The 23,996-nt window shown below is 58.7% G+C and carries 20 protein-coding genes and 2 pseudogenes; 8 read left to right on the top strand and 14 right to left on the bottom strand.

Annotated features, from left to right (window positions below; all coding sequences use genetic code 11):
- Positions 1-306: 306 nt before the first annotated feature.
- The 3 genes from OR16_RS04350 to OR16_RS04340 all read left to right on the top strand — a co-directional run bounded on the left by OR16_RS04350 (position 307) and on the right by OR16_RS04340 (position 1,219).
- A complete protein-coding gene (locus tag OR16_RS04350) occupies positions 307-567 on the top strand; it encodes a hypothetical protein (protein ID WP_006156752.1) in 261 nt (86 codons plus the stop codon).
- A gap of 188 nt (positions 568-755) precedes the next feature.
- On the top strand, positions 756-995 hold the full coding sequence (locus OR16_RS40890) for a hypothetical protein (protein ID WP_006156751.1): 240 nt from the start codon (positions 756-758) through the stop codon (positions 993-995).
- Positions 996-1,060: 65 nt separating this feature from the next.
- Entirely contained in the window at positions 1,061-1,219 is a 159-nt protein-coding gene (locus OR16_RS04340; RefSeq protein ID WP_006156750.1) for a hypothetical protein, read from the top strand.
- 99 nt (positions 1,220-1,318) lie between these two features.
- Here OR16_RS04340 and OR16_RS04335 read toward each other — a convergent pair whose 3' ends face one another.
- The 12 genes from OR16_RS04335 to OR16_RS04280 all read right to left on the bottom strand — a co-directional run bounded on the left by OR16_RS04335 (position 1,319) and on the right by OR16_RS04280 (position 12,872).
- Entirely contained in the window at positions 1,319-1,774 is a 456-nt protein-coding gene (locus tag OR16_RS04335; protein WP_237716926.1) for a type II secretion system protein, read from the bottom strand.
- Between the two features lie 58 nt (positions 1,775-1,832).
- Positions 1,833-2,264 (bottom strand): type II secretion system protein, encoded by a 432-nt coding sequence (locus OR16_RS04330; protein WP_081488672.1) that lies wholly within the window; start codon positions 2,262-2,264, stop codon positions 1,833-1,835.
- An 8-nt stretch (positions 2,265-2,272) separates the two neighbouring features.
- Entirely contained in the window at positions 2,273-2,761 is a 489-nt protein-coding gene (locus tag OR16_RS04325) for a type II secretion system protein (protein ID WP_006156747.1), read from the bottom strand.
- A gap of 9 nt (positions 2,762-2,770) precedes the next feature.
- Entirely contained in the window at positions 2,771-5,122 is a 2,352-nt protein-coding gene (locus tag OR16_RS04320) for a secretin N-terminal domain-containing protein (protein ID WP_100227829.1), read from the bottom strand.
- A 15-nt stretch (positions 5,123-5,137) separates the two neighbouring features.
- Entirely contained in the window at positions 5,138-5,665 is a 528-nt protein-coding gene (locus OR16_RS43420) for a hypothetical protein (protein ID WP_141639839.1), read from the bottom strand.
- Complete coding sequence (locus tag OR16_RS04310; RefSeq protein ID WP_006156745.1) at positions 5,662-6,267, bottom strand: hypothetical protein; 606 nt, start codon at positions 6,265-6,267, stop codon at positions 5,662-5,664. The genes OR16_RS43420 and OR16_RS04310 overlap by 4 nt, the downstream gene beginning before the upstream one ends.
- Positions 6,264-7,598, bottom strand: coding sequence for a hypothetical protein (locus tag OR16_RS39525; RefSeq protein WP_141639838.1), 1,335 nt, complete (start codon positions 7,596-7,598; stop codon positions 6,264-6,266). The genes OR16_RS04310 and OR16_RS39525 overlap by 4 nt, the downstream gene beginning before the upstream one ends.
- Positions 7,579-9,267: a GspE/PulE family protein gene (locus OR16_RS04300; protein WP_006156743.1), complete on the bottom strand. Its 1,689-nt coding sequence runs from the start codon at positions 9,265-9,267 to the stop codon at positions 7,579-7,581. The genes OR16_RS39525 and OR16_RS04300 overlap by 20 nt, the downstream gene beginning before the upstream one ends.
- Positions 9,264-10,454: a type II secretion system F family protein gene (locus tag OR16_RS04295; protein WP_006156742.1), complete on the bottom strand. Its 1,191-nt coding sequence runs from the start codon at positions 10,452-10,454 to the stop codon at positions 9,264-9,266. The genes OR16_RS04300 and OR16_RS04295 overlap by 4 nt, the downstream gene beginning before the upstream one ends.
- Positions 10,455-10,475: 21 nt before the next feature.
- Positions 10,476-10,958, bottom strand: coding sequence for a type II secretion system major pseudopilin GspG (gspG, locus tag OR16_RS04290; RefSeq protein WP_006156741.1), 483 nt, complete (start codon positions 10,956-10,958; stop codon positions 10,476-10,478).
- A 1-nt stretch (position 10,959) separates the two neighbouring features.
- Positions 10,960-11,409: a lytic transglycosylase domain-containing protein gene (locus OR16_RS04285; protein ID WP_006156740.1), complete on the bottom strand. Its 450-nt coding sequence runs from the start codon at positions 11,407-11,409 to the stop codon at positions 10,960-10,962.
- A gap of 368 nt (positions 11,410-11,777) precedes the next feature.
- Positions 11,778-12,872: a cytochrome-c peroxidase gene (locus tag OR16_RS04280; RefSeq protein ID WP_006156739.1), complete on the bottom strand. Its 1,095-nt coding sequence runs from the start codon at positions 12,870-12,872 to the stop codon at positions 11,778-11,780.
- Positions 12,873-13,296: 424 nt separating this feature from the next.
- Between OR16_RS04280 and OR16_RS40885 the strand changes: the two genes are divergently transcribed.
- From OR16_RS40885 to OR16_RS43415, 4 genes are all read left to right on the top strand, one after another.
- A complete protein-coding gene (locus OR16_RS40885) occupies positions 13,297-14,994 on the top strand; it encodes an IPT/TIG domain-containing protein (RefSeq protein WP_237716925.1) in 1,698 nt (565 codons plus the stop codon).
- 270 nt (positions 14,995-15,264) lie between these two features.
- Positions 15,265-16,743, top strand: coding sequence for a kelch repeat-containing protein (locus OR16_RS39520; protein WP_158001328.1), 1,479 nt, complete (start codon positions 15,265-15,267; stop codon positions 16,741-16,743).
- Positions 16,640-20,623 carry an RHS repeat-associated core domain-containing protein gene (locus tag OR16_RS45310; RefSeq protein ID WP_050982884.1) on the top strand — a complete coding sequence of 1,328 codons (3,984 nt, stop codon included), beginning with the start codon at positions 16,640-16,642 and terminating at the stop codon, positions 20,621-20,623. Before OR16_RS39520 ends, OR16_RS45310 begins: the two co-directional genes overlap by 104 nt.
- Before the next feature lie 10 nt (positions 20,624-20,633).
- Positions 20,634-21,053 carry a hypothetical protein gene (locus OR16_RS43415; protein ID WP_141639837.1) on the top strand — a complete coding sequence of 140 codons (420 nt, stop codon included), beginning with the start codon at positions 20,634-20,636 and terminating at the stop codon, positions 21,051-21,053.
- Between the two features lie 127 nt (positions 21,054-21,180).
- On the opposite strand, the pseudogene OR16_RS44820 reads toward OR16_RS43415, so the two are convergent.
- Positions 21,181-21,397: pseudogene (locus tag OR16_RS44820) on the bottom strand (ATP-binding protein); the annotation flags it as partial.
- A 237-nt stretch (positions 21,398-21,634) separates the two neighbouring features.
- Here OR16_RS44820 and OR16_RS04260 point away from each other — a divergent pair.
- Positions 21,635-23,170 (top strand): IPT/TIG domain-containing protein, encoded by a 1,536-nt coding sequence (locus OR16_RS04260; RefSeq protein WP_043418371.1) that lies wholly within the window; start codon positions 21,635-21,637, stop codon positions 23,168-23,170.
- A 592-nt stretch (positions 23,171-23,762) separates the two neighbouring features.
- Here OR16_RS04260 and OR16_RS40875 read toward each other — a convergent pair.
- Positions 23,763-23,858, bottom strand: a pseudogene (locus OR16_RS40875) (IS6 family transposase); the annotation flags it as partial.
- Positions 23,859-23,996: the final 138 nt, after the last annotated feature.

The raw sequence follows: 23,996 nt of genomic DNA, 5'->3' as shown, positions 1-23,996 counted from the left end.
ATCGACCGGGCCAAGTGGGCGCCGCGAAACAAGCCCGCTCGCTCGGGTGCGCAGGCGGGGCTGGCGGCCACCGCGCTGTGCCCGCAGATCCAGCGCCACTTCCAGACGTGCGCCAGCAAGCGGGACCTGGCGGATGCGTGCCGGGGGCGCCGCGCGCCTGTCTCCCAACTGTGGGAAGATGCCAGCGCTGCTAGAGTGAGCGTGATTGAGAGATCTAGAACGCCCCCTCCGTAGGGTAGCAAGAGAAAATGCCAGATCCGTATCATCGGTGTACTGCCCACGCCGGGCATCCAGGAGCAAGTCGCCATGGGCGTTATCGAGCAAGGCCAGCTGGCAGGGGAGTTCGAGGGCTACGAAGATCAAAACACGGTGTTCGAGTTCTGCAGTGGCGGTAAATGGCGCCAGGCGCGCTTCCACTTTGAATACCACTATGCCTACATGCCACAAGCCAAGGTGATCCAGGAGGACGGCAAGTACGTTCTCTATGTCAGCGGGGCCGGCAAGATCGAGGTCGAGCGGGCCTATGTGACCATGACGACTGACCTCTTTTCGGGATCATGGATTTGAGAATGAGCTGCGACGGCATCGTTGCGCAAGTGAACGGCTACCTGTGCTTTATCGATCCTGCTGCTGAGATTGGCATCGAATGGGGCGGGAGTATCCAGTCCGGGCGCGACCGTCTACATCCGGGGCGACGCACAAGCCGCTATCGCGGATGGGTTGTCTGCGGAGCCGAATACCAAACGAGGATATCCATGAGCGCCAGCCTGTTTGACCTACACATCGCCCGGACCTCTCCGGATGAGTACGCCGCGTTGCGCGAGGCCAATGCGCGCTACCGCGCGCTGGCGGTGCGCTTTCCGGATGGTGACACCGCCGTGACCGAGGCCCACTGCCTGTCCGCCAAGGATGACGCGGATCGAGCCGAGACCGCTGCGCGTGCGGCCTTCCACCTGGCGTTCCAGACGCTGGCCAGGAGGAAAACCACGTGGTAAGAAAGGCGATGCCAGAGCCATTGGCTGCCGGCCAGTATTTGGTCAAATGCCGGGAGACCAGCCACATGCTGGCCATCTTGAATGGCCATGAGGAAGTGTTTCCCCGGACGCGTTGCGTTAGTGACGGTCGCTGGTGCATTTTTTTCCGCGATGGCACCGCCGTGTGGGAGTGCAACGCCAGCTATGCCGCGGCGCATTTCATCATCGAGCCCACTGACCAGTGAGGCAACATAATGAGCATCCCACCCGAACCGAAGACGCAGCCGATTAACCATCAGGTGCCTGAGCAGGAGCCGCGACGCTGGGCTCGATGCGTTGGTCATCTACGGCTTGCTACCCGGCAGCGGTTGAGGCCCTATTGCACTCATACCCGCTGCATAGAAAAAGATCCAATCCGCATAACTCCCTTTCCCTTCGAATGCACGGAAAGCAGGCGGGAAGTTTGCAATCTTAATTGGGGCACTTTGCGAGGCGCTATGGATGCCCAGGATGCCGCCACCGGGCGCCGCGACCAAGACCCAGTCAGCTCGAGACGTGATGGGATCCACATAGATCTGTCGTAAGTGCCGGCGCGGATTGGGATAGCGAGGATCCCTGGTCAATTCCTGCAACGTCATCGGATAGGGTGGGCTGCCTACCGGTGTGGCGCGAAAATAGCTCTCGAATGCCGCGCGGTACTGTTCGCCGACGAACAACAGTTCGTCTTCCGCCATCCGCCGCTGAGTCACAGCACCGAGCATCAGGGTTGAGGTCGTTGTCACGCCAAGAATGGCGATCATGATCATCAACCCAAGGTAGGTGAATGCCGCCTGCCTACGCAACTTCCGCTTTCTTGCCCTAGAAATCCGCATACGATATTCCGTCCCGTGTCTGTCCCGGCGCGGTACTCTTCACGTCGTAGACGCCACCCTTAGCCGGGTCTACGGGTGGTATCAGCAGCCACGTTCCATTGTTCTCAGTAAGCGGATCAACCGGCAAGGACCTGAGATAGTGACGATCTACTAGCTCCTGCAGGCTCTCGGGGTACCGCCCGGTATCGTCAAGGAACTTATCGATGGTCTCACGCGTAACGCGCAGGTTCTCCATGAGAATGGCCTCTTTTGCCTTGTCGACGCTGTGAAAGTAGCGCGGTAGAGAGAGCGTCAGCAGCAACGCTATGATACTCAGCACAACCAGCAACTCTATCAGCGTAAATCCTTGGCGTGCCTGCCAGGGTTCCGCTGATCGACCAGCTCGCAGGCGCGTACGGTTGATATTGCGGTGGGACATGGCTTGGCCTACCAGCGGCGGTATGGGATACCGTTGAGACCGATCGCGGTCGATGTCGAGAACACATCATAAACATCTGCCCCCTCCTGAGGATCTGAGGGTTCGCTGGCATAGCTTCGCTTTCCCCACGTATCGGCATCCGGAACGCGGTAGTCCGTGTACAACGGATCGCGTGGTATGCGGCGCAAGAAATAGATCTTGGCCTTTTTCGGATCACGCGTGTCCTCAACCCCGTCGACCAGAGTATTCAGCGATTTAGGGTAGCCGGTACTGTCGATGGCGCGCTGGATCCGCCCCTGATCTGTTGCTTGCTTGTATGCATCAATCGCGGTGCGTATCTCACGCAGCGCACGCCGCAACTCCTGCTCGTGTTGGCGTTGCAAAGTCACTTGCGCTAAAGGGACCACCATGGTGGCCAGGAGCGCAGTGACGGCCAACGTGACAAGCAGCTCAATCAGGGTGAAACCCCGCGCTGGGCAGCGAATAGCGATCGACATTCTGGATCCTCAAGGCACCACCTTGATCGATTGCGGACTAGGCACTGGTACATTCACCGTTGCGCCATTGACGCCGATAGGCGCGATTGTCGTGACCTGTAGTAGGGTTGCATCCGCGGGAGCAACTGCACGCAACGACAGCGTCAAGAGCGTGCCAGGCGTCGTCGTCCCCGTGCTGTCGCCCTGGCTTTGAGCACTGCGCGTATTCGTTACATAGATCTGACCGGCATTCCGATCGACGCGCTGATTGAATGCGGTGGCGCTGCCGTCCTGTTTTAGCAGGTCTCCCTCGCTGACCGATAGCACCTCTACCAGCTTGGGATCAAAGGCCAGAGCGTATGGAATGCTGGTGACGGCCTGCGGCGGCTGCATCCAGAGCTGCGCGGAAAACGGTTCGCCGACCTTGACTTGTGACGGTGCCTGCCATCGCAGCAGTCCTGAGCCCACAGCGCCACCAGCCCCAACTCCATTCGCCGCCGGCAACGCAGCGTTAGAGCTCGGAACGCCGGGTGTCACTGGTGCGCTGGCGACCGGGCCAGGTGGGAGTGTCCGCGTCGCAGGAGTGGCATCACCTGGTGCGACAGCATTGGATCCGGGAGAGACATCGGGCGTCGATCTCGCGGGAAGGCCGCGCAAGCTTGACTCGGTGCCCGCGTAGAACTCCAATTGGTTCATTTCGGGTCGTGCCATATTGCGGATGAGGTGCGGGGTGATCGAGAGGACAATTTCGTTCTTGTTCGCTTGGCTCAGGCCGCTCGAAAACAGCCGGCCGGCAATTGGGATGTCGCCAAGACCAGGCAGCTTATTGGTCGTTCTGCGATCTTCGTCACTAATGAGGCCAGCCAGCACCTGATTCTCCCCATCCTTGAGCCTCAGCACCGTGGACGCAGTGCGCGTGCCAATCTGATAGGCGAGCGTCCCAGAGGTCGTCTTGATCTGATTGGCGATATTGCTGACTTCCAGCGAGATCTTGATGGCAATTTCGTTGTCAATCGAGATCACCGGCGTCACGTCGAGCTTAAGACCGACGTCCAGGTACTGCACGTTCTCCGCGACGAAGCCGGTGGCTGTCGACGTTGAGGTAATGTTCGGCACTCTGTCACCGATCAGAACCTTGGCAGTTTCCCGATTGCGTGCGCGAATGCGCGGGTTGGCCAGCAGGTTGACGTCACCATCCACGCCGCGCGCGTTGATGTTCAATGGCGAAATGCTAGCTGAGACCTGGCTTGCCGAGAGATGTAGCAGGTCATTGAGCGTAACACTACTGCCCGTTGCGGTTGGCAGCGGAGCCAGCGACAGCTGCTCCGGAAATTTGATGCCGAGTTCCATGAGGCGGGTTCGGTTGACTTCAAGAATCTCGACCTCCAGCATGACCTCCGGCTCTGGGAGATCGTGAAGCGCAACTAGCTTTTCCGCCATTCGGACCGCGTCGGGCGTATCCCGCATGATCAGCATATTCTGCTTCTTGTCAACGATGACATCGCGGGTTTTGAGAATCGTCTTCAGCGTGTTGGCAACCTGCTCCGCATCGGCGCTGGAGAGAAAGAAGGACCGTACCGCGAGCGTCTGATAGTCTTTGAGCTTCGCCGGGGTATTGGGGTAAATCAGTATCGTGTTCCGGTCGAGTACCCGTTGCTCCAATTGGTTGGTCAAGAGCACGACTTCAACCGCGTCCTTGATGGTGGTTCCTTTCAGGAACACCGTCGCCTTCTGATCTCCCCTGACATCCTTATCAAACACGAAATTAATCGATGCTGTGCGTGAGAAAATCTCGAAGACTTGCTTGAGCATTGCATCCTTGAAGTCAATTGTGAGGGTCTTCTGTAGCGCAGTAGATAGTTGCGGATCCATAGGTGGCTTGGTGGTCCGCTCTTCCAGTGCGTTCAGAACTCGCCGCGCGGATGAGTTGGCAGGATCGTCAGACAAGATGCCCCGGAGAATAGAACGGCCGGCCTCATCGTCTTTCTTGCGAATTGCGTTCTCCGCCTCCTGCAGCAGCTTCGCGTGACGAGCGCTACGTTCCAGTGATTGCAGGCCCGCCATGGCACGCGCATTTCCAGTGTCGATGCCCAGCACACGGCGATAGGACCCTTCAGCTGCCCGCTGATCCTCGCGAATCCGCGCGGTTTCGGCCTCAGCAAGCCAATTGGTAATGGCCTGATCGCGCAATGCCAGGTACGCTGCCCGCAACTGCGGATTCGTGGGGGTCTCGGCCAACGCCGCCTTCAAGTGCGTCAGGCTATCCTCTACTTTACCTTGCCCATAGAGTTGCCGGGCCTCCTGGATTGCCACCGGCGCGGCACAGGCGCATAGCAAGGTACACAGCGCATAGGTAACGATGGCGCGTCCGCAAGTTGGCATGGAGTTAGTACCAAGCTATTCGATCGTTAGAGATTGCGATTCGCCGAGTGGAAGATACTTCAGCGTCATGGTTGGTGGACTGATTGCATCCACCTGATACACGTCTTCGATTCGATCGTTTGGCTTGACCACGAACGTGTCGCTCCCGCGGCCAAGGAAGACCATCCATGTGCCTTGCTGCTGCAGCTTTCCGAGATAGACGAATGGCAGGGGTGGCGCAGTCGGCTTCTCCGGCGGCGGTGGGGGAGATGGCGGTGGCACCCAGGTCTGACTGTCGAAGATCCCGCCCGTTGTAGGGCGCCTTCCCTCGATCAAAGACGTTACTCGTTGATTGATCTCTAGAACCGCCTGTTCCTTTCCTTCGGCAACGTCGCGCGATGCCGATTCAACTTGGCTTCTGCCAGGCTCGTGCGACGAGCGACTGGCTGTGCGCCCACGATCTGCTGGGGTAACGACTGCATTCCCGGGGGTACGATCACCCAATGCGGCAATGGCGCCCGCGCTCACGAGTCCTGCCAAGAGGATGACGTGCCTCCGCTTCATGGGCTCTCCCGCGCGCTGGGTTTCGTCTCTGCGAGGACCGCGCCTGAAGTAACTTGTCGATCGGTGAGGAAGAGTGTGAATTGGAGCTTTGCTTCGATGGTCGGCTCGCCAATTGCGCCGCGCTTGAATTTGACTTCGTCAAGGGAAGCGAACGGAATGGCATTTAGTACTTCTTCGCAGAACTGTCGGACCGAACGATAAGGACCGCGAACCGGCAACACAATCTGGTATGTGTAGAAAGCGCCTGATCGATCGAAGCTCGCACGATACTCGGCCTGTCGTAACGAAAGCCCGCTCTCGCCGGCGATCCGAAAAAGGATGCCAATCTCGTCCTCCACCGTTGCATACTGGCCCAAGGCCCCGTAGAAGGCGGCAAGGCCCTGCGCTGTGGCGGCTCGCCGCGTTTGCGAAGGCTGATGCGGAACAGCGAGGGCGGCGTTAACTCCTGCGAGTTGTCGTTGCGTCCCAACCAGAGCCGATCGCTCAGCCGGTAGGGCTATGAGCACCAGGGCCGTGGCGCAGACAAGAAGACCGCTAGCGGCCGGTATCGCCCAACCAACACGGACCATCCTGAGATAGCACCGCAATCCGAGCGCTTTCATTCCCCGGCCTCGCGCCAGTAGACTTCAAACTGGAACCGAAAGGGCTTCATCGGATCCTGGTCATTCACCTCGTGTCGAGTGAGCAGCACGTTATGAAAGGTTCGCTGCGTCTTCAACTGTGTAATGTACGAGAGCATCCCATCCGCAGTAGGGGCCTCGGCAGTCCCTTTGAGAGCGGTCCGCTTCGCTTCGGGCTCTAGTGCGAGTAGGGCGATCTCCTTCGGCGTTGCCGCTTCAATCGCCTGCAATATCCGCTGCCACGGCAGGTTAAGCTGGCGGACGGCACTGTTCACAGCAGCGACTTGCTCGCCCTTGACCGCGGTTACGGGAACGCTGTCGACAGGGCGCTCTCGTGCGGCCAAACGCATACCAGCGTGCGCGACCTCTTTCTGCAGTTCACTGATTCGCGTTGCGAGCAAGACGGATTGTGCCGCCGCATAGGCCGTGATTGCGAGCGCGCAGCCACAAACTACCAATGAAGCCGGCGTCCAACCCGCGCGAATCTTGGGGCCTGGTCGAAGATCGAGCGCTGGCCAAGGATACCGGCGGATCCCGACCGGCTTCGCGGGATGCACCTTGAGCAGATGGATAGCCCCATTGGGATGAGGATTCGCGAAGAATTCCGCGGGAATGTCTCCGGTGCCGATCAAGAACTTGGGTAGCGCGCAGTCGAGCCGCATGGCTTCACGGGATAGTCCATCGTGCAGACTGTCCCAGGACCTCCAGGCTTCTTCCGGCCAAGTCAGTGCCCGTATCGCTTGAAGCCGATCTCTCGTTCGAACGGCCATGGTGACATGCGTGCCGCATCTTGACAGCAGCCAACTCGTCTCCTGCCCTTGCAACGGGTGATCGGCACGCGGGTGCTCGAAGGCGGCAGGCACAATCTTCCCAAATCGAAGCTTGCGCGCCGCGGCGAAGCGGGCAAGTACTCCGAGCACGGCGAGCGGGACAGCGCAGGCAGGGAAGGGCGCCTCCGATGTCCAGGCTGCTGCAACATGCCAGTCACTGGCGTGAGCTTCGTACAACCGCTCGAAACGGATGGCTGCCGCGCATCTCAGATCCTCGAACCGGGTCAAGTTCGACGGAGGTGTTACCAGGAACAGGCGCACGAGAGGATCAGCGAGCACAACGGAAAGGGCTGCCCTAGGAGGAACGTTCTCACTCGGCAGGGCGGCCAAGGCTGATTCCAATGCCTGCACCAGATCACCACGCGGAAGATCCGTCGAAGCAATCAGCTTCGATGTCGAACTCTGCCCCCATGTGTCCATGAACAGCGTAACAGCCGTTGGCGATATGAGGAGGCGAAGGTGTTTAGGCTTGAAGCGTGACACGCTTTACCTCCTCTAAGGTCGTCTCGCCGGCTTGCACCAAGTCGAGGGCCGCCTCGCGCAGGCTCCTGGTTCCCGTCCGTCGAGCCGCATCCTTGATCCTTCGGATCGGCGCCTTTTCCACTACAAGTTCTCGCAATTCGTCATCAAGGATGAGAATTTCCGCGATCGACCGGCGACCGTGGTAACCCGTTCCACGGCATTCAGCGCAGCCACGGCCAGCGCGAAACGCAATCCCACCCCGTTCGCTGAGGTCAATGCCCAAGCCGCGTAGTTGATCCTCGCCTGGGCTCACGTCCGCTGCGCAGTGTGGACAGATGATCCGAATCAAGCGTTGCGCCCAAATGCCATTCAATGCGGAGACAAATGCGTAGGGATCGACGCCCATGTGCGTAAACCGGCCGAACACGTCGAACACATTGTTCGCGTGGACGGTGGTGAGCACGAGGTGACCCGTTAGGGCGGATTGCACAGCGATCTCGGCGGTCTCTCTGTCCCGAATCTCACCGACCATGATTTTGTCGGGATCATGCCGAAGAATGGAGCGCAAGCCCTTGGCGAAGGTCAGTCCCTTCTTGTCGTTCACCGGGATCTGCAGCACACCTGACAACTGGTACTCGACAGGATCCTCGATCGTGATGATCTTGTCTCTGCCGTTGTGAATCTCGGAGATTGCCGCGTACAGCGTTGTTGTTTTTCCTGACCCGGTGGGACCGGTGACCAGCAGCATGCCGTAAGGCTCCTCAGCTAGCCTTCGCAGCGAAACCAGCGACTTCGGGTCAAATCCTAGCGCCTCCAACGTCAGTGCCCCATGCGCCTCAATCATCGCCTGCTTGTCCAGAATCCGGATGACGGCATCTTCGCCGTGTATGCTGGGCATGATCGATACTCGAAGATCAATCTCGCGCCCACGCGATTCCACACGAAAGCTACCGTCTTGTGGAATCCGCCGTTCCGCGATGTCAAGCTCCGCCAGCACCTTCAGGCGAGAAATCACCTGTTCCGCCAGTTCTGTTCCGGAGAGACTGGTAGCGTGGTCCAACACACCGTCAATCCGGTACTTGACTGCCAGTCCGCTTGGTGTGCTCTCAAGGTGGACGTCGGAGGCCCCGGCCCGCAACGCGTCGTAGAGCGTGGAGTTCACGATCCGGACGATGGGACTAGTCGAATCATTGACCGATGCGTAGGACAGCACTTCCGTCACCCGCGCGGTCCTGTGCCCGGAATCGGGCGCAGCAATCAAGCTGTCTACAGCACGAACCGACTCCTCCTGCTGTGTGAGGTATGCCTCGATATCCGTCAGCAGTGCAAGGCGATAGATGACTGGCTGCCCAGCCAGCGCTTCCAGCCACGTCTGAAGATCGATATCTCGGGGATCCGAAAGTACCGCGAACATCTCGCCTTCGGGGCTTCTTGATAGCAACGTGCGGCGCTGCATGGATCTTGCCAGCGGCAAGCAGTCGAAGGCCGGTGACAATCGTGCCATCTCGGCCGGTTCGAGGATGGGCATTTCGAACCGTTCGCCGACGATCTGCAATGCCATGCGGGGCGCCAGCTTTGCAACGACCTCCAGCTCCTCGGCGATCGTGCGGCCCGATAGCCGAGCCGCGGCGCGCGCGGCTTCGAAAGCATCTGGTCCAACGAGTCCATCTATGGGCGGATGAGCACTCACTGGAGACTCCCGGCAAGATCAAAGATCGGCATGTAGAGCAGCACGACAATGAGACCCACGATCAAACCGATAACGGTCATCAGCAGCGGTTCGAACGTTTTGGTGAAGCGTTCGACGAAGCGAGAGATGTCGCCGTCATAGAACTCGGCGGCCTGGGTCAGCATCGCGCCGAGCTGGCCGGATTGCTCGCCCACTCGCAGCATGCGCAACGAAATGGTGGTGGTGAGACCGTTGGCTTCGAATGCCACAGAGAGTGGTCTGCCATCCCGTATCTGCTCTCCTGCTGTCCCAAGCCTGCCTCGCGTGGCAGAGGAAACCGTGGCGCAGGCGGTCTCGAGCGCGCTTGTGGCCGGAATACCGCCTTCGAGTAGCATCCCCAGTGTGATATAGAGCCGTGAGAGCTCATAGAGTTGGACGTGCCGGCCGATCGCCGGAAGGCGCGAGGCCAGGCGCCCCACATTGCCATTGCGGAGCAGACGATGTACGCCAACCGACACCGCCAAGGCGCTTGCCACCGCGCCCCCGGCGAACTCCCAGGCATACTTCGCGGCCAGTTGTCCCCAACTGATCATTACCTGTGACAACCATGGCAGGTCGCGACCCGTATCCTGATAAACCAGCGCGAAACGCGGGACCACGTAACAGACAAGGAAGATCGTGACTGCAGCACCAACTACCATCAGGATCAGGGGGTAGATGGAGGCACTGACCACTTTGCCGCGGATACTATCCACTCGCTTCTGGTACTCGACAAACCGTGCAAGCGACCGTGGCAGGTCGCTGGTGCCCTCAGCCGCTTGCATCAGCCCGACGTATAGCGGTGAGAAGTAGCTTCCTTGCTCTGCGAGCGCGACGGAGAAACGACGCCCCTCCCGTAGCGCAGCGAGCAGTCGATCCAGGACGACACAAACCTCCGCGGCCGTCTCCTTTTCCCGCAGGGCCTCAATGGCCTCGTAAAGGCTCAGGCCTGCCTTAACCAAGGCAAGCATCTCCTGGCTAAAAAGAAGCAGCGAAAATCGCGTTGCACGTGACAGCGCAAGCCTTCTGTCTGTGGCGATCGGTCTCACCGAGATGGCTCGAAGGGCTTGGTTGTCGGCCTGCCGCCGTGCATCCTCCTCGTCATGGGCGTCGACGGTGATGACGGCTATCGCATTTGAAGCGGAAAGTGTCCTGACCTGGTACCGCATCGGGAGTCTCGCTGTAAAAGTCTACTGACTGACAAGATCGGCGTTCTCACCGACGCCACCAGGCTGCCCGTCCTTGCCAAGGGAGATGATCTCGAAGTCTCCCTTGGATCCGGGCGCGCGGTAGGTGTAGGGATGGCCCCACGGGTCGAGCGGAACGTTCTTCTTCAGATAGGGGCCATTCCAACGCGCCAGATTGCCGGGACGGTCCAGCAGGGCAGCCAGGCCTTCCTCTGAACTCGGGTAGCGTCCGACGTCCAGACGAAAGCTGTCGAGCGCGCGTTCGAAGGCTTCGATTTGGCTGCGTGCCACCGTCACTTCGGATTTACCGATCTGTGAGAAATACTTCGGACCGACGTATGAAGCCAGCAGACCGATAATGACAACGACGACTAGCAACTCGAGGAGCGTGAAGGCGCGCGCGTTGCGAAGCGGTCTTTCGTATCGCCGGTGCCAGACGGAGCTGTACTCCCGGGCCTCTCTCGTGCAGATTCTCGCGTATCGCATGTCAGTCTTTCCCCTCTCGACGGTATGACGCATAGCGTGCGAGAACCGTTGGCACATAGTCCATCGTCTCGCGATAGGGCGGGATACGTTTGCCATTCCTGAAGACGCTCTGGGCACCTGCGTTGTATGCGGCCAGGGCGAGGGCGATGTTGCCGTTGTACCTGAGCAGCAAGGACTTAAGGTGTAGGACACCAGCCTCGATGTTTTGGCTGGGATCAAATGGGTCCGTCAGTCCGTAGTATTGCGCCGTGGCTGGCATCAACTGCATGACACCTACTGCTCCCTTAGACGACCGCGCCGTTCTAAGGAAGCGTGACTCCACATCAATGATTGCCTTGATCAGTGCGGGATCGACGCCATGGCGTACGCTGATGGTGTCGATGATAGGCTCGATCGCCAGGAGCCGAAGCGCGACAACTGAATCGCCGGCAGCGGGCGAAGTGAGTAGCATTGCCTCGCCGCGGGTTCGAAGAATCGGAACCTGGCCTCGACTCGATTGTGACGTTGAGTAAGACGGTGTTCCATCCGGAGCGTAGCAGACGTAGATATCAGCCTGGCAGGGTAAGATATCAGCCTGGCAGGGTAGGGCGAAGCTGAGCGCGCATGCTGCACTCCATCCGGTCAGCGTTACGCCAGTCATGACTCGCTCCCCTGAATCGTCGATCTCTACTCGAGTGTCTGAGTGCGCTAGATACGCATCTTGTCGCTCAATACTTACCAAGTACTACCGCTTCGTCCACCATTTTTTTAACGGGTAACGGGTAACGGGTATCCTCGCCCCAATCCTGATACGACAGATCCCGCATTCCTTCATGAACTTCATGGCGAATCAATGCGATGGGCGGTTTCGCTGGTAAGGCTCCGAAGAAATACAGTGAGCTCAACCTTCTCCGCGGGAGTCAAGATCAACGGACGGCCGTTCTGGGCGGTTCGGTAGTAGATCTCATGTTCAACCGCTTGCTCCAGCGTTGGCACACTCCCATCGTGCATATACGGCGCAGTGAGCGCGACGTTACGAAGGCTCGGGGTACGAAATTTTCCGATGTCGGCAGGGTCGAGCGTGATGAAGAAGCGTCCCAGCTCGGCTATGTCATCGTCGGTCAGCACAGTGGCGTCGACGGAGCGTCCATCCCGTCGTGCCGCCACAGCCTCCTTGGTAATGCCGGCAAGTCGGCGCTCTATGCGGTCTAGGCCGATATGCAATGAATGGAATTGGTTGTCAGTGAACGCAGCGCTCGATTTTCCGACGTGATGGCAAGTAGAACACTGTGCTCTGCCGGTGAACAGTGTTAGTCCCCGGCGAGCAGCTGGCAATAGTGCTGTTTGATCTCCGGCATAGTAGAACCGATCGAAGGCAGAGTTTCCGGCGACAATCGAACGCAGGTAGCTGGCGAGTGCTTTGGCGACGTGGCGTTTCTCAATTGAGTCTGTGCTTACATCGAAGGCTTGCCTGAACAACTCGGGGTAGTCCGAGTCATGCCGTATCGTTGACAATAGCTGGTCATGACTGGACAGCCCATGTTCTTTTGGGTTCACGAAAGGATCCAGTGCCTGATCCTCGAGCGACGCCCGCCTGCCGTCCCAGAATTGGCTCTCCATGAGGCCCGCCGTTAGGAGACTAGGGGCGTTGCGCGTACCAGCGCGGTCACCAACGCCTCTGGAAGTCTTAAGGCCATCGCTGAATGCACGGTCCGGCTGATGGCAACTGGCACAACTCACCGAGCCGTCTGCACTCAGTCGCTTGTCGAGGAATAGCTTCTTGCCAAGATCCGCCTTGGTGTCCGTGAGAACGTTGTCGACAGGCGAACGCACGGGTGGCAGTCCAAGACGTTCCTGAAGTTGTCCAGCAAAGGCGGACGTGGACAAGCCGACCACCCAGGCAATCGCAATACAGTGTAGGTCGCTCTCTGTCATCTGTTAGGTTGCCTGCGATAGAAATACGGTCTTGCGGCTTTCCGGGGAAAATGGTCGTCGGATCTAATGAGTAGTACAAGAGCACTGTATTAGCAAAGAGAATTTAGTGGGGTATCTCTTGTGAAAGTCCCCCCCTCTTTCGGGGTATGCGGAGGGTTGACTCCAACTTTTTATTGGTGGACTTGGAATCCTTTGCTATACCGGTCAAACGTGTGTGACCGCCGACAAGAAGTAAGAACGAGAACGGGGAGGAACGGCGACCGTGAGATCCAATCTCCATGCGCGGCAGATGGCACCGATCTGCCGACGTCCAGACTCCCTGATGCGGCGTTTGTCGGGGCCATCGCAGATTCTCCTTCCTGCATAGCACCGATTTGGTCGAGCCCTCCTGTGGCTCGCCGCCTTCTTGCTTCGGGAGAATCGCATGTCCACGCAAATGGTGGCCGAGATGGCGCGTCTATCTATCCGCTCGTTTGGTAAGCGTTTGTTGGCCTTCACCATGGTGATGAGCGCACTGGCGGGCATTTCCCCCGTTTGGGGAGCGATCTACAATTTCTCTTATGATGAGCTCGGGCGGTTGACCGGGATTGTCAATGATGCGGGCAACGCGGCAACGTATGCGTACGATGCTTCGGGGAACATCAGCTCGGTCGCTAGAGGCAACGCTGCGGTTTCCATTCTTGGTTTCTCGCCAGGCAGTGGTGCGGTCGGCTCGAATGTCACTATTTCTGGCTGTGGCTTTTCGGCGACCCCCAGTCAAAACACCGTGCAGATCAATGGTGCCGCTGGGACGGTCATCTCGGCATCCTCCACGCAACTCGTTGTGCAGGTACCGGCGGCCGCTACCAATGGGCCGATTTCCGTGACTTCGCCTAGCGGCAGCGCGACAAGTTCGGCGTCATTTGCGGTCACGCAGAGCTCAGCACCGCTCATCGGCGGGTTCTCCCCGACGATCGGGACGCCTGGGACAGCGGTGAGTGTAAGCGGGAGCAATTTCCAAACCACGGTCAACGAAAATAGCCTGGTCTTTAATACCCGGACCGCTCTCCTTAGCGCCGCAACGGCAACCTCCCTAACGACCGCGGTGCCGACCTTTTCGACCTCCGGGCGGCTAGCAGTGACAACACCGTTTGGCCAGACAACAAGCAGCCAGGATTTCTATGTCCCGCCTGGCGCCCATGTGGTATCGGATGTCGCGGTAACGGGACGAATGGCGATTGGCAGTAGTCAAACAGTGTCGCTAACTACCGCAGGGAAGATCGGACTGATCTTGTTTGACGGTACAGCCGGGCAGAGGGTCGGCTTACAGACCACTAGCTCAAGCTTTGGGTCATGCGGTACCGGTAGCCTCCAGATCCTAGGGCCGGGCGGCTCGTCCCTGGGTAGCACGGCGCTATGCAACGGCAATTATCTGACTGCCGTCACGCTGCCAACCACGGCAACCTACACTATTTTGGTCGCACCGATTGGCACAATGACAGGAAGTGTAACCTTCACGCTATATGACGTTCCGGCCGACGCTGCCGCGACAATCGTTCCCGGCGGTTCGGCGGTGACGCTGACCACGACGACACCTGGGCAAAGTGAGGTCCTTACCTTCAGTGGCACGTCGACGCAGCGAGTCTCGCTGACGTTGAGCGAAGACTCTGGCCTTGGCAGCGATTGTACTTACATCTCGATTGCTAACCCGGATGGCACATTCCTCGTCCCAAGCACATTACTCTGTTCGCGGAACTACTACTCCAATGTGCTCACGCTACCGGCTACGGGCACTTACACAATCAAGCTCCGTCCGTACGGTACCAACAAGGGCAGCGGTACCTTCACGCTTTACAACGTCGCCCGCCGACGCGACGGCGACGATTGTCCCTGGTGGCCCCGCGATCACGCTGACCACCACGGCTCCCGGGCAGGACGGGTCTCTGACCTTCAGTGGATCTGCGGGCCAGCGCGTAAGCCTCATCACGAGTCAGGACAACATAGTTTGGTACTACTTGTCGATTTTGAAGCCAGACGGTACGGCCCTCTATCCCTCCGCGGGCTTTGGGAACAGTACATTCGTCGAGCCACTGACCTTGCCAGTGACTGGCACATATACCATCCGCCTTGCGCATTACGGTAGCGCTACAGGCGGCCTCACCTTCACCCTTTACAACGTGCGCGAGCCTGAGCGTAAGCCTGATCACTAGCCAGGACAACATAGTTTGGTACCGCCTGGCGGTCTTGAAGCCAGACGGTACGGCTCTCTATCCTTTGACCGGCTTTGGGAGCAATGCATCTGTCGGACCACTGACCTTACCAGCAACCGGCACTTATACCATCGTGCTCCAGCATTGGGGCACCGCAACGGGCAGTCTCACCTTCACGCTCAGCCCCTGAAATGGAGGAGGCCATGTCCATGATTCTGCCATCAAGGTGCCTTACAAAGGGGGCGCTCTGGAACATGTCGTTACTTCTCGTTCGGCAGGTTGTCGGTTTGCTTTTGATATTGAGTATGGGCGCGGGGCAGGCGATGGCGGCCGCGCCAGCGACTGCTCCTGGGCAGAGCGCCACCTCGCTGCCGGACGGTCGGTGGCTGCTTCTGGGCGGAGAGGGCGATGGAGCAGGCAAGGCAGTTGTGCTGAATTCCGTTACTCAGCAGCTGGTGGTGCTGTCCTCCAGGCTGCGCACTCCGCGCAGTCACCATAGTGGAACACTGTTGCCCGACGGCAAGGTGCTGGTATTCGGCGGTGTTGACTCCAACGGCGCGATCATTCGCGATGCGGAACTGTTTGACCCTGTCACGCAGGCCTTCACGTCGCTGGGCGATCTAGGACTCATTCCTCGAGCCCGGCATACTGCCACTGTTCTGATGGACGGATCGGTATTGATTGCCGGTGGGACTTCCGAGCAGGGTGGGTTGTTGATCCAGGCCGACCTGTGGGACCCAGTCAGCCGGCAAGCGCAAGGCGTCCACGCCCAGATGGTCGTCCCGCGCGCCGATCATACGGCGCAACTGCTGGCAGATGAGCCCATCCTGCTGTCGGGCGGGCGTGATGGCGCGGGCAAGTCGGTGACTTCCCCAGAACTCTACTTTCCCCAGCAGCAGCGCTTCGGCTTGCCGGACCAAGTATCCAGCGGCTGGTTGGCGACCGCAGCCAGCACTAGCGCACCGAGCGTCCAGGAATCCATGCCGGCCCCAGATGCGATCAACGTCTCCATCAAGGCAAAGCTGGCGGTGCGTTTCTCCAAGCCCCTGGCCGTGGCCAGCCTGAATGCCAGGACCGTGACCTTGCTGGGCCCAACCGGCTCAGTTGCTGCGGCTGTTGTGCCAGTCGAAGGAGGGCGCCTCCTATTTGTCACGCCCGAGGTGGAACTGAGACCGGGGGCACGTTATACGCTTTTTATCAATGCCGCGCTCGATGAGGCCGGCACTGCGTTGCCCTTCACGGCGATTGGCTTTACGGCTGAGAGTTTGCATGGATCGGCTACCGCTGCCGGCGTATCGTCAAGCGCTGCGCCCACTGCCGTCGCGCAGACGGTCCAGCCGAATGCAGGGTCTGGCCGTGCGGTGGCACAGCCCGCGTCCCCAGCACCAGCTCAGCCAGCGCTCCCAGCGACGCCCGTCCCGCTTCCGGATGCAGTCTGGATCCCGGGGCCGACGCATATGCGTGGAAACTGGCAAGTCAAACAGCCGGCTTCGCCGTTGCAACAGTTACCACCACTCGCGGCTACCACCACTCGCGGCGCCGCCCGGCGTGACAGCGCTCGCCGGCCAGGTCTTGCTGATGAACGGCGAGGCGGCGGTCGACGTGACCCTGAAGATCGGGGCGCAGACGGCGCGTACCGACGCGACCGGCCGCTTCCTGTTGCAGGGGATCAGTACGAGTGACCGCACGCTGGTGATCGACGGTACCAGCGCCAATCGGCCCGGCAAGACATACGGCTATTTTGAGGTCCTGGCGGCCCCGGCCGCGGGCAAGACCACCGCGCTGCCTTATACCAGTTGGATGCCCCGTATCGATACCGCGCACGCCATCAAGTTCGACTCGCCGACCGCCTCGGACGTGGTGATCACCACCCCCTACATCCCGCATCTTGAGGTGCACATTCCCAAAGGCACCGTGTTGCGCGATCGCAAGGGGCGTGTGATCAACGAATTGTCGATCACTCCGGTGCCCGTCGACCGGCCGCCCTTTCCGCTGCCAAACCGCTACGTTCCTGTGTACTTTACGCTGCAACCGGGCGGAGCGCACCTCGAAGGGGTCGACGCGGCCAGCGCACAGGGGGCCCGCGTGATTTATCCAAACTATCACCAGGGGGCACCAGGCAGTGTGCTGGATTTCTGGAACTACGATCCTCTGGAGAAGGGTTGGCACGTCTACGGCCAGGGCAAGATCGCCGCAGACGGCCAACAGATCGTGCCCAACCCCGGTGTCGCGATCTACGAGCTGACGGGAGCGATGGTATCGCTGCCCAGCAATGCGCCGGCCGAGGGCCCACCGCCGGGAGGCTGCGGTGGGCAGGCGGGTGACCCAGTGGATTGCTATACCGGTCTGTTCCTTCATACCAAGACCGACCTGACCGTGGCCGGCACGGTACCGATCTCGGTGACCCGAACTTATCGGCAGCGCGACAGCGTCTCCCGGGCCTTCGGGATTGGCACCAATCAGCCGTACGATATCTTTACGATTGGCGACATGAATCCGTACACGTACCAGGATCTGATCCTGCCTGATGGTGGGCGAATTCACTTCGTACGAACCTCGGCCGGAACTGGCTATTCCGACGCGGTCTACACGCATACCGCTACCCCGACCGACTACTATGGGGCGGTCATAAGATGGATCAACAGCAGGTGGCAATTGAAGATGCGCGACGGCCGCGTGATGTACTTCTATGACTGCGCGGGATGCGCCTCCAGCCGCGGCGCGGCGTTGCGAGAGTATTACGATCGGGCAGGCAACAGCCTGACGCTGACGCGCGACGCCAGCGCCAATCTGACGCAAATCGCCAATCCGGACGGTCGCTATATCAATCTGACCTATGACAGTGCGAATCGTGTCACGCAGGCCACCGACAGCCTAGGCAATACTGTCACCTATCAATACGATGCCGGGGGGCGCCTCACACAGGTGACCGATCCGGACGGCGGCATTGAGCAATATACGTACGATGGGGCGAACAACCTGCTCACCGTCAAGAAGCCAAATGGGCAGTTGATGGTGACCAATCAGTATGACGCTAACAATCGGGTCAGCCAACAGACTCTTTCCGACGGCGGCGTCTACCAGTTCGCCTACACGCTCGATGGGACCGGCAAGGCCACGCAAACAGACATCACCGATCCGCGTGGCAACGTGCGGCGGCTTTCCTTCAACAGCAGCGGGTACGTGACCGCCGCGACTCACGCACTTGGTAAGGCAGAAGCACAGGCTTTCACCTATACGCGGCAAGTCGGCACCAATCTGCTCACATCGACGACCGATGCACTGGGACGCCAGACCAACTATGGCTACGATTCACTAGGTAATCTCACCAGCGTTACCCGTTTAGCCGGCACGTCGCAGGCTGTCACTGAAACCTACACCTACGATCCCGCCTATAACCAGCCGACGTCATACAGCGACGGACTGGGCCACACCAGAACGTTCCGATACGACAGCCTGGGCAATCGCATTGAGGTCGACGATCCACTGGGTAATGCGACCCATTTTAGCTACAACCCGGCAGGGCAAGTCACCACGGCGACAGATCCACTGGGTAACGCGACGACATTCAGCTACCGGGAGGGGGATTTGGTCGCCGCAACCGATCCGTTAGGGCGCACCGTCAACTTTTATACCGACAGTGTTGGACGGCTGCTGTCCGTCGCGGATCCCCTGGGCAATCTGACACGCTTCGAATACAACGGGCGCAGCCTGCCGATCCGACGCATCGATGCGCAGGGTAACGTGACCAGTTTCGCCTATGATGCCAATGGCAAGCTGACTAACTTGACCGATGCTCGCGGCGGCCAGACCAGCTTCAGCTATGACACCAAGGATCGGCTTGCCAGCAAGACCGATTCGCTATTGCAGATTGAGAGCTACAGTTACGATGGGCTGGATAATCTCACGCGATTGACCGCGCGCAACGGTAAGATCTCCAGCTTTACCTATGACGGCCTGAACCGGCGTATTTCCGGCGCCTATGGCCAAACGCTGGTAGGGGGTAGCCTTACGGCACCCGACGCCACACTCGCCTACACATACGACTCAGGCAATCGGGTCACGCAACTCGTGGACAGCATTGGCGGCACGCTCGCGCGCAGCTATGACGGTATGGACCGGCTTACCGGCGAGACCACGCCGCAGGGCAGCGTCAGCTACGCCTATGACGCGGCCGGCCGGCGCACCGGCCTGACGGTGGCCGGCCAGGCAGCGGTGAGCTATGCGTACGATAATGCCAACCGCCTGACCGGGATCACGCAGGGCAGCGTCCAGGTTGGCTTCACCTACGACGCAGCCAGCCGGCGCAGTACGCTGACGCTGCCGAACGGCGTGGTGGCTACCTATGGCTACGACATCGCAAATCAGCTGACTTCCATCAGCTATGCCAACGGCGGCACCGCGCTCGGCAACCTGACCCATGCCTATGACGCGGCCGGACGGCGAACCCAACTCGGCGGCAGCCTGGCCAATATGACCCTACCTGCGGCAATGAGCAGCGCCACCTACGACGCCGCGAACCGGCTAACCAACTGGGCCGGCGCTAGCCTCACCTACGACGCCAACGGCAACCTGACGGGCGACGGCAGCCTGGCCTACACGTGGGATTCGCGTAACCGACTCAGTGCCCTTGCCGGCGGCGCGACCGCCACCTTCGTCTACGATGGTGCGAACCGGCGTAGCGGCAAGACGGTAGGCGGCGTCGCCACCGGCTTCGCTTACGATGGCCTGAATGTGGTACAGGAGCTCTCGGGTAGCACGCCAACTGCGAACCTGTTGACCGGCCTGGCCCTCGACGAGACCTTCAGTCGCAGCGACACGGTGTTCGGCGCCCGCAGCTTCATCACCGATGGGCTGGGCAGTACGCTGGCGCTCACAGACGGAACTGGTACTGTGAAGACAAACTATGTCTACGAACCTTATGGGACAGCCACCGTGACCGGGGAGGCTAGCGGTAATGCGCTCCAGTATACGGGGCGGGAAAACGATGGCACCGGCCTCTACTATTATAGGGCGCGTTACTCTCATCCTGGCTTCGGTCGCTTCATTGCGGAGGATCCAATCGGGTTGGTCGGAGGGATTAATCTCTATGCGTATGTAAAGGGAAATCCGGTTTCATTCGTGGACCCTCTGGGACTTTGGTTGGTATCAATAGGTGGACAGGGAAGCTTTACATCTACTCCCGCCACCGTAAGTTCTGGTGGTGGATTTGTTTTCGATGGGCAAGGAAATTCAGGAACTTATACGTCATACGGCTACGGTGCTGGCACCGGGGAGGGCGGCGGTTTTGGAACCACTATAAGTTTTTCCCCTAATGCAAGTAATATTAGAGATTTCGGCGGTCCGTTTACTAATTCTAGCTTTGGCCTTGGGCTCGGGCCGTATGTTTCAATAGATTTTTACAAAGATCCGAATTCAAGCATTTGGGGTGTCGGAATCACCATCGGCGCCGGCGTAGGTGGCGGGGCTTCTGTCACAAGAAGCGATACCTCGGTCGTACCTTTTGGTTGGAGGGAGTTGTTTCCCGATTATTTCTCTAACGCCAAGAGAATTTGCAAATAGGAGAAGTAGATTGAATCAGATAAAATATACAATCAATCCATTCATTGCATTCCTAATTATAGGGGCAATTCTTGTGGTGATGTCATGCTATGAAATATATGGCCGCGCCTCGATTGAGGTTGATGGGGAGGTAATCAATAAATTGGTGGTTTGCCAACAACCAAAAAATAATCGATGCGTCACCAAATATATTATCCTGTCCGCGGCAGGAGAGAATAAATCGTACTCCGCTGGCCCGACAGATCAGTCCTTATCTCGTGATTTTGCGATTGGGGAGAAGATCAAAAAACAGAAATGGAAATTGAGTTATATGGCTGACGAACGAATCATTAATGATTTCCCAATTGTTTTTTACTATGGATTATTATCCATTGGATTGCTTTCAATTGCAATATGGTTTATGAAAAGAAAATATATTGGTGTCGCATGATTACCGCGGCGTATTCAAATAGTAGGTACGGTTTTGGGCCAATTGATCGGCCAGTGTCAAACGCAGTCTCAAGTTGATACAGATTCAGGCGCAAACGCATTTGTAATTTGATAACACCCCCCTGCGGTTACTGCATCGGATGGTTGGGTGGTGGCTCCTTTGGAATGCGTTTGCGTTTGATGTCGTCAGACACGGGGTTCGGCGGCGGCATTCGATTGATCATGCCGGCCTGACGCTTCTCCTTGAGCGGTTCGGAGTCCCCCGAGATGGGTACGTACGTGAGCGTGATGCAGTAGGCGATCCAGCAGTGCCGCGGTGAGCGTGGCGTCGCCAGCAAAGGTCTGGTCACCATTGGCCAACGAGAACTCGAAATTTCTGACGGGAGGAACGGTCACCATGGCATCAATTCTCCGAGCACGAGGACAGACCCGGTCTGTCTAACGTAGCGCATCCGGTGAGGCGTTCACTGGAAGTATTCAAACGCCTTTTTCCCGCAAGCAGGCCGTCGTCGCACCTCCAGGTTAGTGGTGCGTACCCGCTCGCTTCGCGGAAACCGCACGTCCGTCCGCACGGTGGTTGAAATGACGCGTCTGCTTTTCCGTTCGCTATGTGACACGTTTTTGGCTTTCGCAATGATGGTGTTGGGCGTGTTCGCAGGTGGCTCCCTCGTTTGGGGGGCAGCCTACAACTTTGCCTATGACGAAGTGGGGCGCTTGACGGGCGTGGTCGATGAGGCCGGCAACACGGCTATATACGCCTACGATGCAGCGGGGAACATTACCGCGATAGGACGAGGCAGTGCCGCGGTCTCCGTGATGAGCTTTTCGCCGCGCAGCGGTCCCACCGGTACCACCGTCACGATTTCTGGCGCAGGTTTCTCAGCGACGGCCAGCCAGAACACCGTCCAGTTCAATGGCGTGGCGGCCGCGATCAGCTCGGCATCGACAAACCAACTGGTTATCCAAGTTCCTGCCGCTGCGACCACTGGTCCGATCAGCGTGACTTCACCCAGCGGCAGCGCCGTCAGTTCGAACGCCTTCACTGTCGCGCAAGGCGGAGCGCCGGTCATCAGCGGATTCACGCCGACGATCGGTACGCCTGGCACAGCGGTGACGATCAATGGGAGCAACTTCCAAACTACTCTCAATCAGAACAATCTGACCTTCAATACGCGGCTGGCGCTGGTGAGCGCTGCCACGGCCAGCGCTCTCACCACTGCGGTAGCGGCTTCAGCGACCTCCGGGCGCTTGGCGTTGACTACGCCGTTTGGACAGGCGATCAGTAGCCAGGATTTTTTTGTGCCGCCGTCGCCGCGCACTGCGACCGACGTTGAGCTGACCGGGCGCATGACCATTGGCAGCAGTCAGACTGTGTCGATCACAACCGCAGGCAAGGTTGGTCTAATTCTCTTCGATGGAGTTGCCGGTCAGCGTGTCAGCTTGCAAGTCACTGGTTCAAACTTTGGAATGTGCGCCGGTGGCGGTGTCCAGATCATTAAGCCAGACGGCTCGTCCTCGACTAGCGCCGCTCTGTGCAATGGGAATTTCTTGGACCCCGTCACGATGCCGGTTACATTCAGCGGCACGGCGGGTCAGCGTGTCAGCCTGCAAACCAGCCAGAACACTGTTGGCTGCCACACATTGGCGATCCTGAAGCCAGATGGTTCGCAACTTTTTTCGTCCGGATTTTGCGGCACGGCGTACGTTGATACTCAGGTGCTGCCGCTCACTGGAACCTATGCGATCACTCTTGATCCCTGGGATGTGGCTACGGGTAGTCTTACTTTCACCCTATATGACGTGCCTGCCGATGCGACAGCCACGATCACAATCGGGGGTTCATCGGTCACTCTAACCACCGCTGTTCCTGGTCAGAACGGCAATCTGACATTCAGTGGTACGGCGGGGCAGCATATGAGCCTGAGCACCAGCGGGAACACTATAGGCTGCTACACGCTGGCTATTCTGAAGCCGGACAGTGCCACGCTGACGTCAACCGGCACATGCGGCACACCGACGGTAGATCAACCGTCATTGCCCACCACCGGCACCTACACGATCGCCCTCGATCCATGGGGCAATTCGATTGGCAGTCTTACCTTTACGCTCAGCCCCTGAAGCGGAGGCAGCAATGTCCATCACCCTCTCGAAGAGGTGTTCTGCGGGCACTGGTCTGATCCCCGCCATTCAGAGGCTAGCTGGCTTTTTTTCGTCTCCGTTCTGGGGAGTTCCATGTCCGTAAAGGGAGGGGATATGATAGTTGGGATCGTTTTTCTGCTCTTGTACCTAGTCGCACGTCTTTTGTCTGGACCTAAGGTTCATGCCATAAGCACTACTGCGGTAATCGCTCTGTGTTTATTGGTAATTTTAAGGATCGCTGGAGATGGAAGCTGGCAAGGACTGGGCCGGTGGGTAAAAGAACACATTATTAGCTCAATTTTTGTTTCTTTTGCATCTTTGGGAATATTTGTTCTCGGTGTTATCACACCTGCCGCGGGCGGAGACATATTTTCAATTACACTTGACGGGATTCTTGCATTGTTCTGGTTTGGATTATTTGCGGTTACTGGGAGAACTATTTTTGATAGATGCCGGATGGAATAAAAGAAAGTCCTAGCTACTTCGTGGTGCCAAATGTACTCTACTCTTGGAGCAGATTAGGTGAATCAGCTCATCGGGTTGTTCTTGACGGAAACGGTGCTCGTCACAGTCGCTTGAGCGCGAAGTGCTGCCGGATCGGGCCGAAGCTCAACAGGAATGCCTGCCTACGCTCAGGAAGTCGGAAGCCGCGCGTGCGGCGCTGGCGACCCGGGCGCCACTGGAGGTGGTGCAGCAGAACGCCAGACACGCCTCGCTTGACACCACGACGCGCTATGTGACCACCGAGGCGGCGCGGCGCATGGAGGCGATGCAGGCGGTGTGGGACGCCGGCAAGGGTGATTGA

Source organism: Cupriavidus basilensis OR16 (assembly GCF_000243095.1).
Taxonomy (GTDB): Bacteria; Pseudomonadota; Gammaproteobacteria; order Burkholderiales; family Burkholderiaceae; genus Cupriavidus; species Cupriavidus basilensis_D.
Note: the sequence above shows the minus strand (reverse complement) of the source record. Positions and strands in the feature narration are given on the sequence as shown.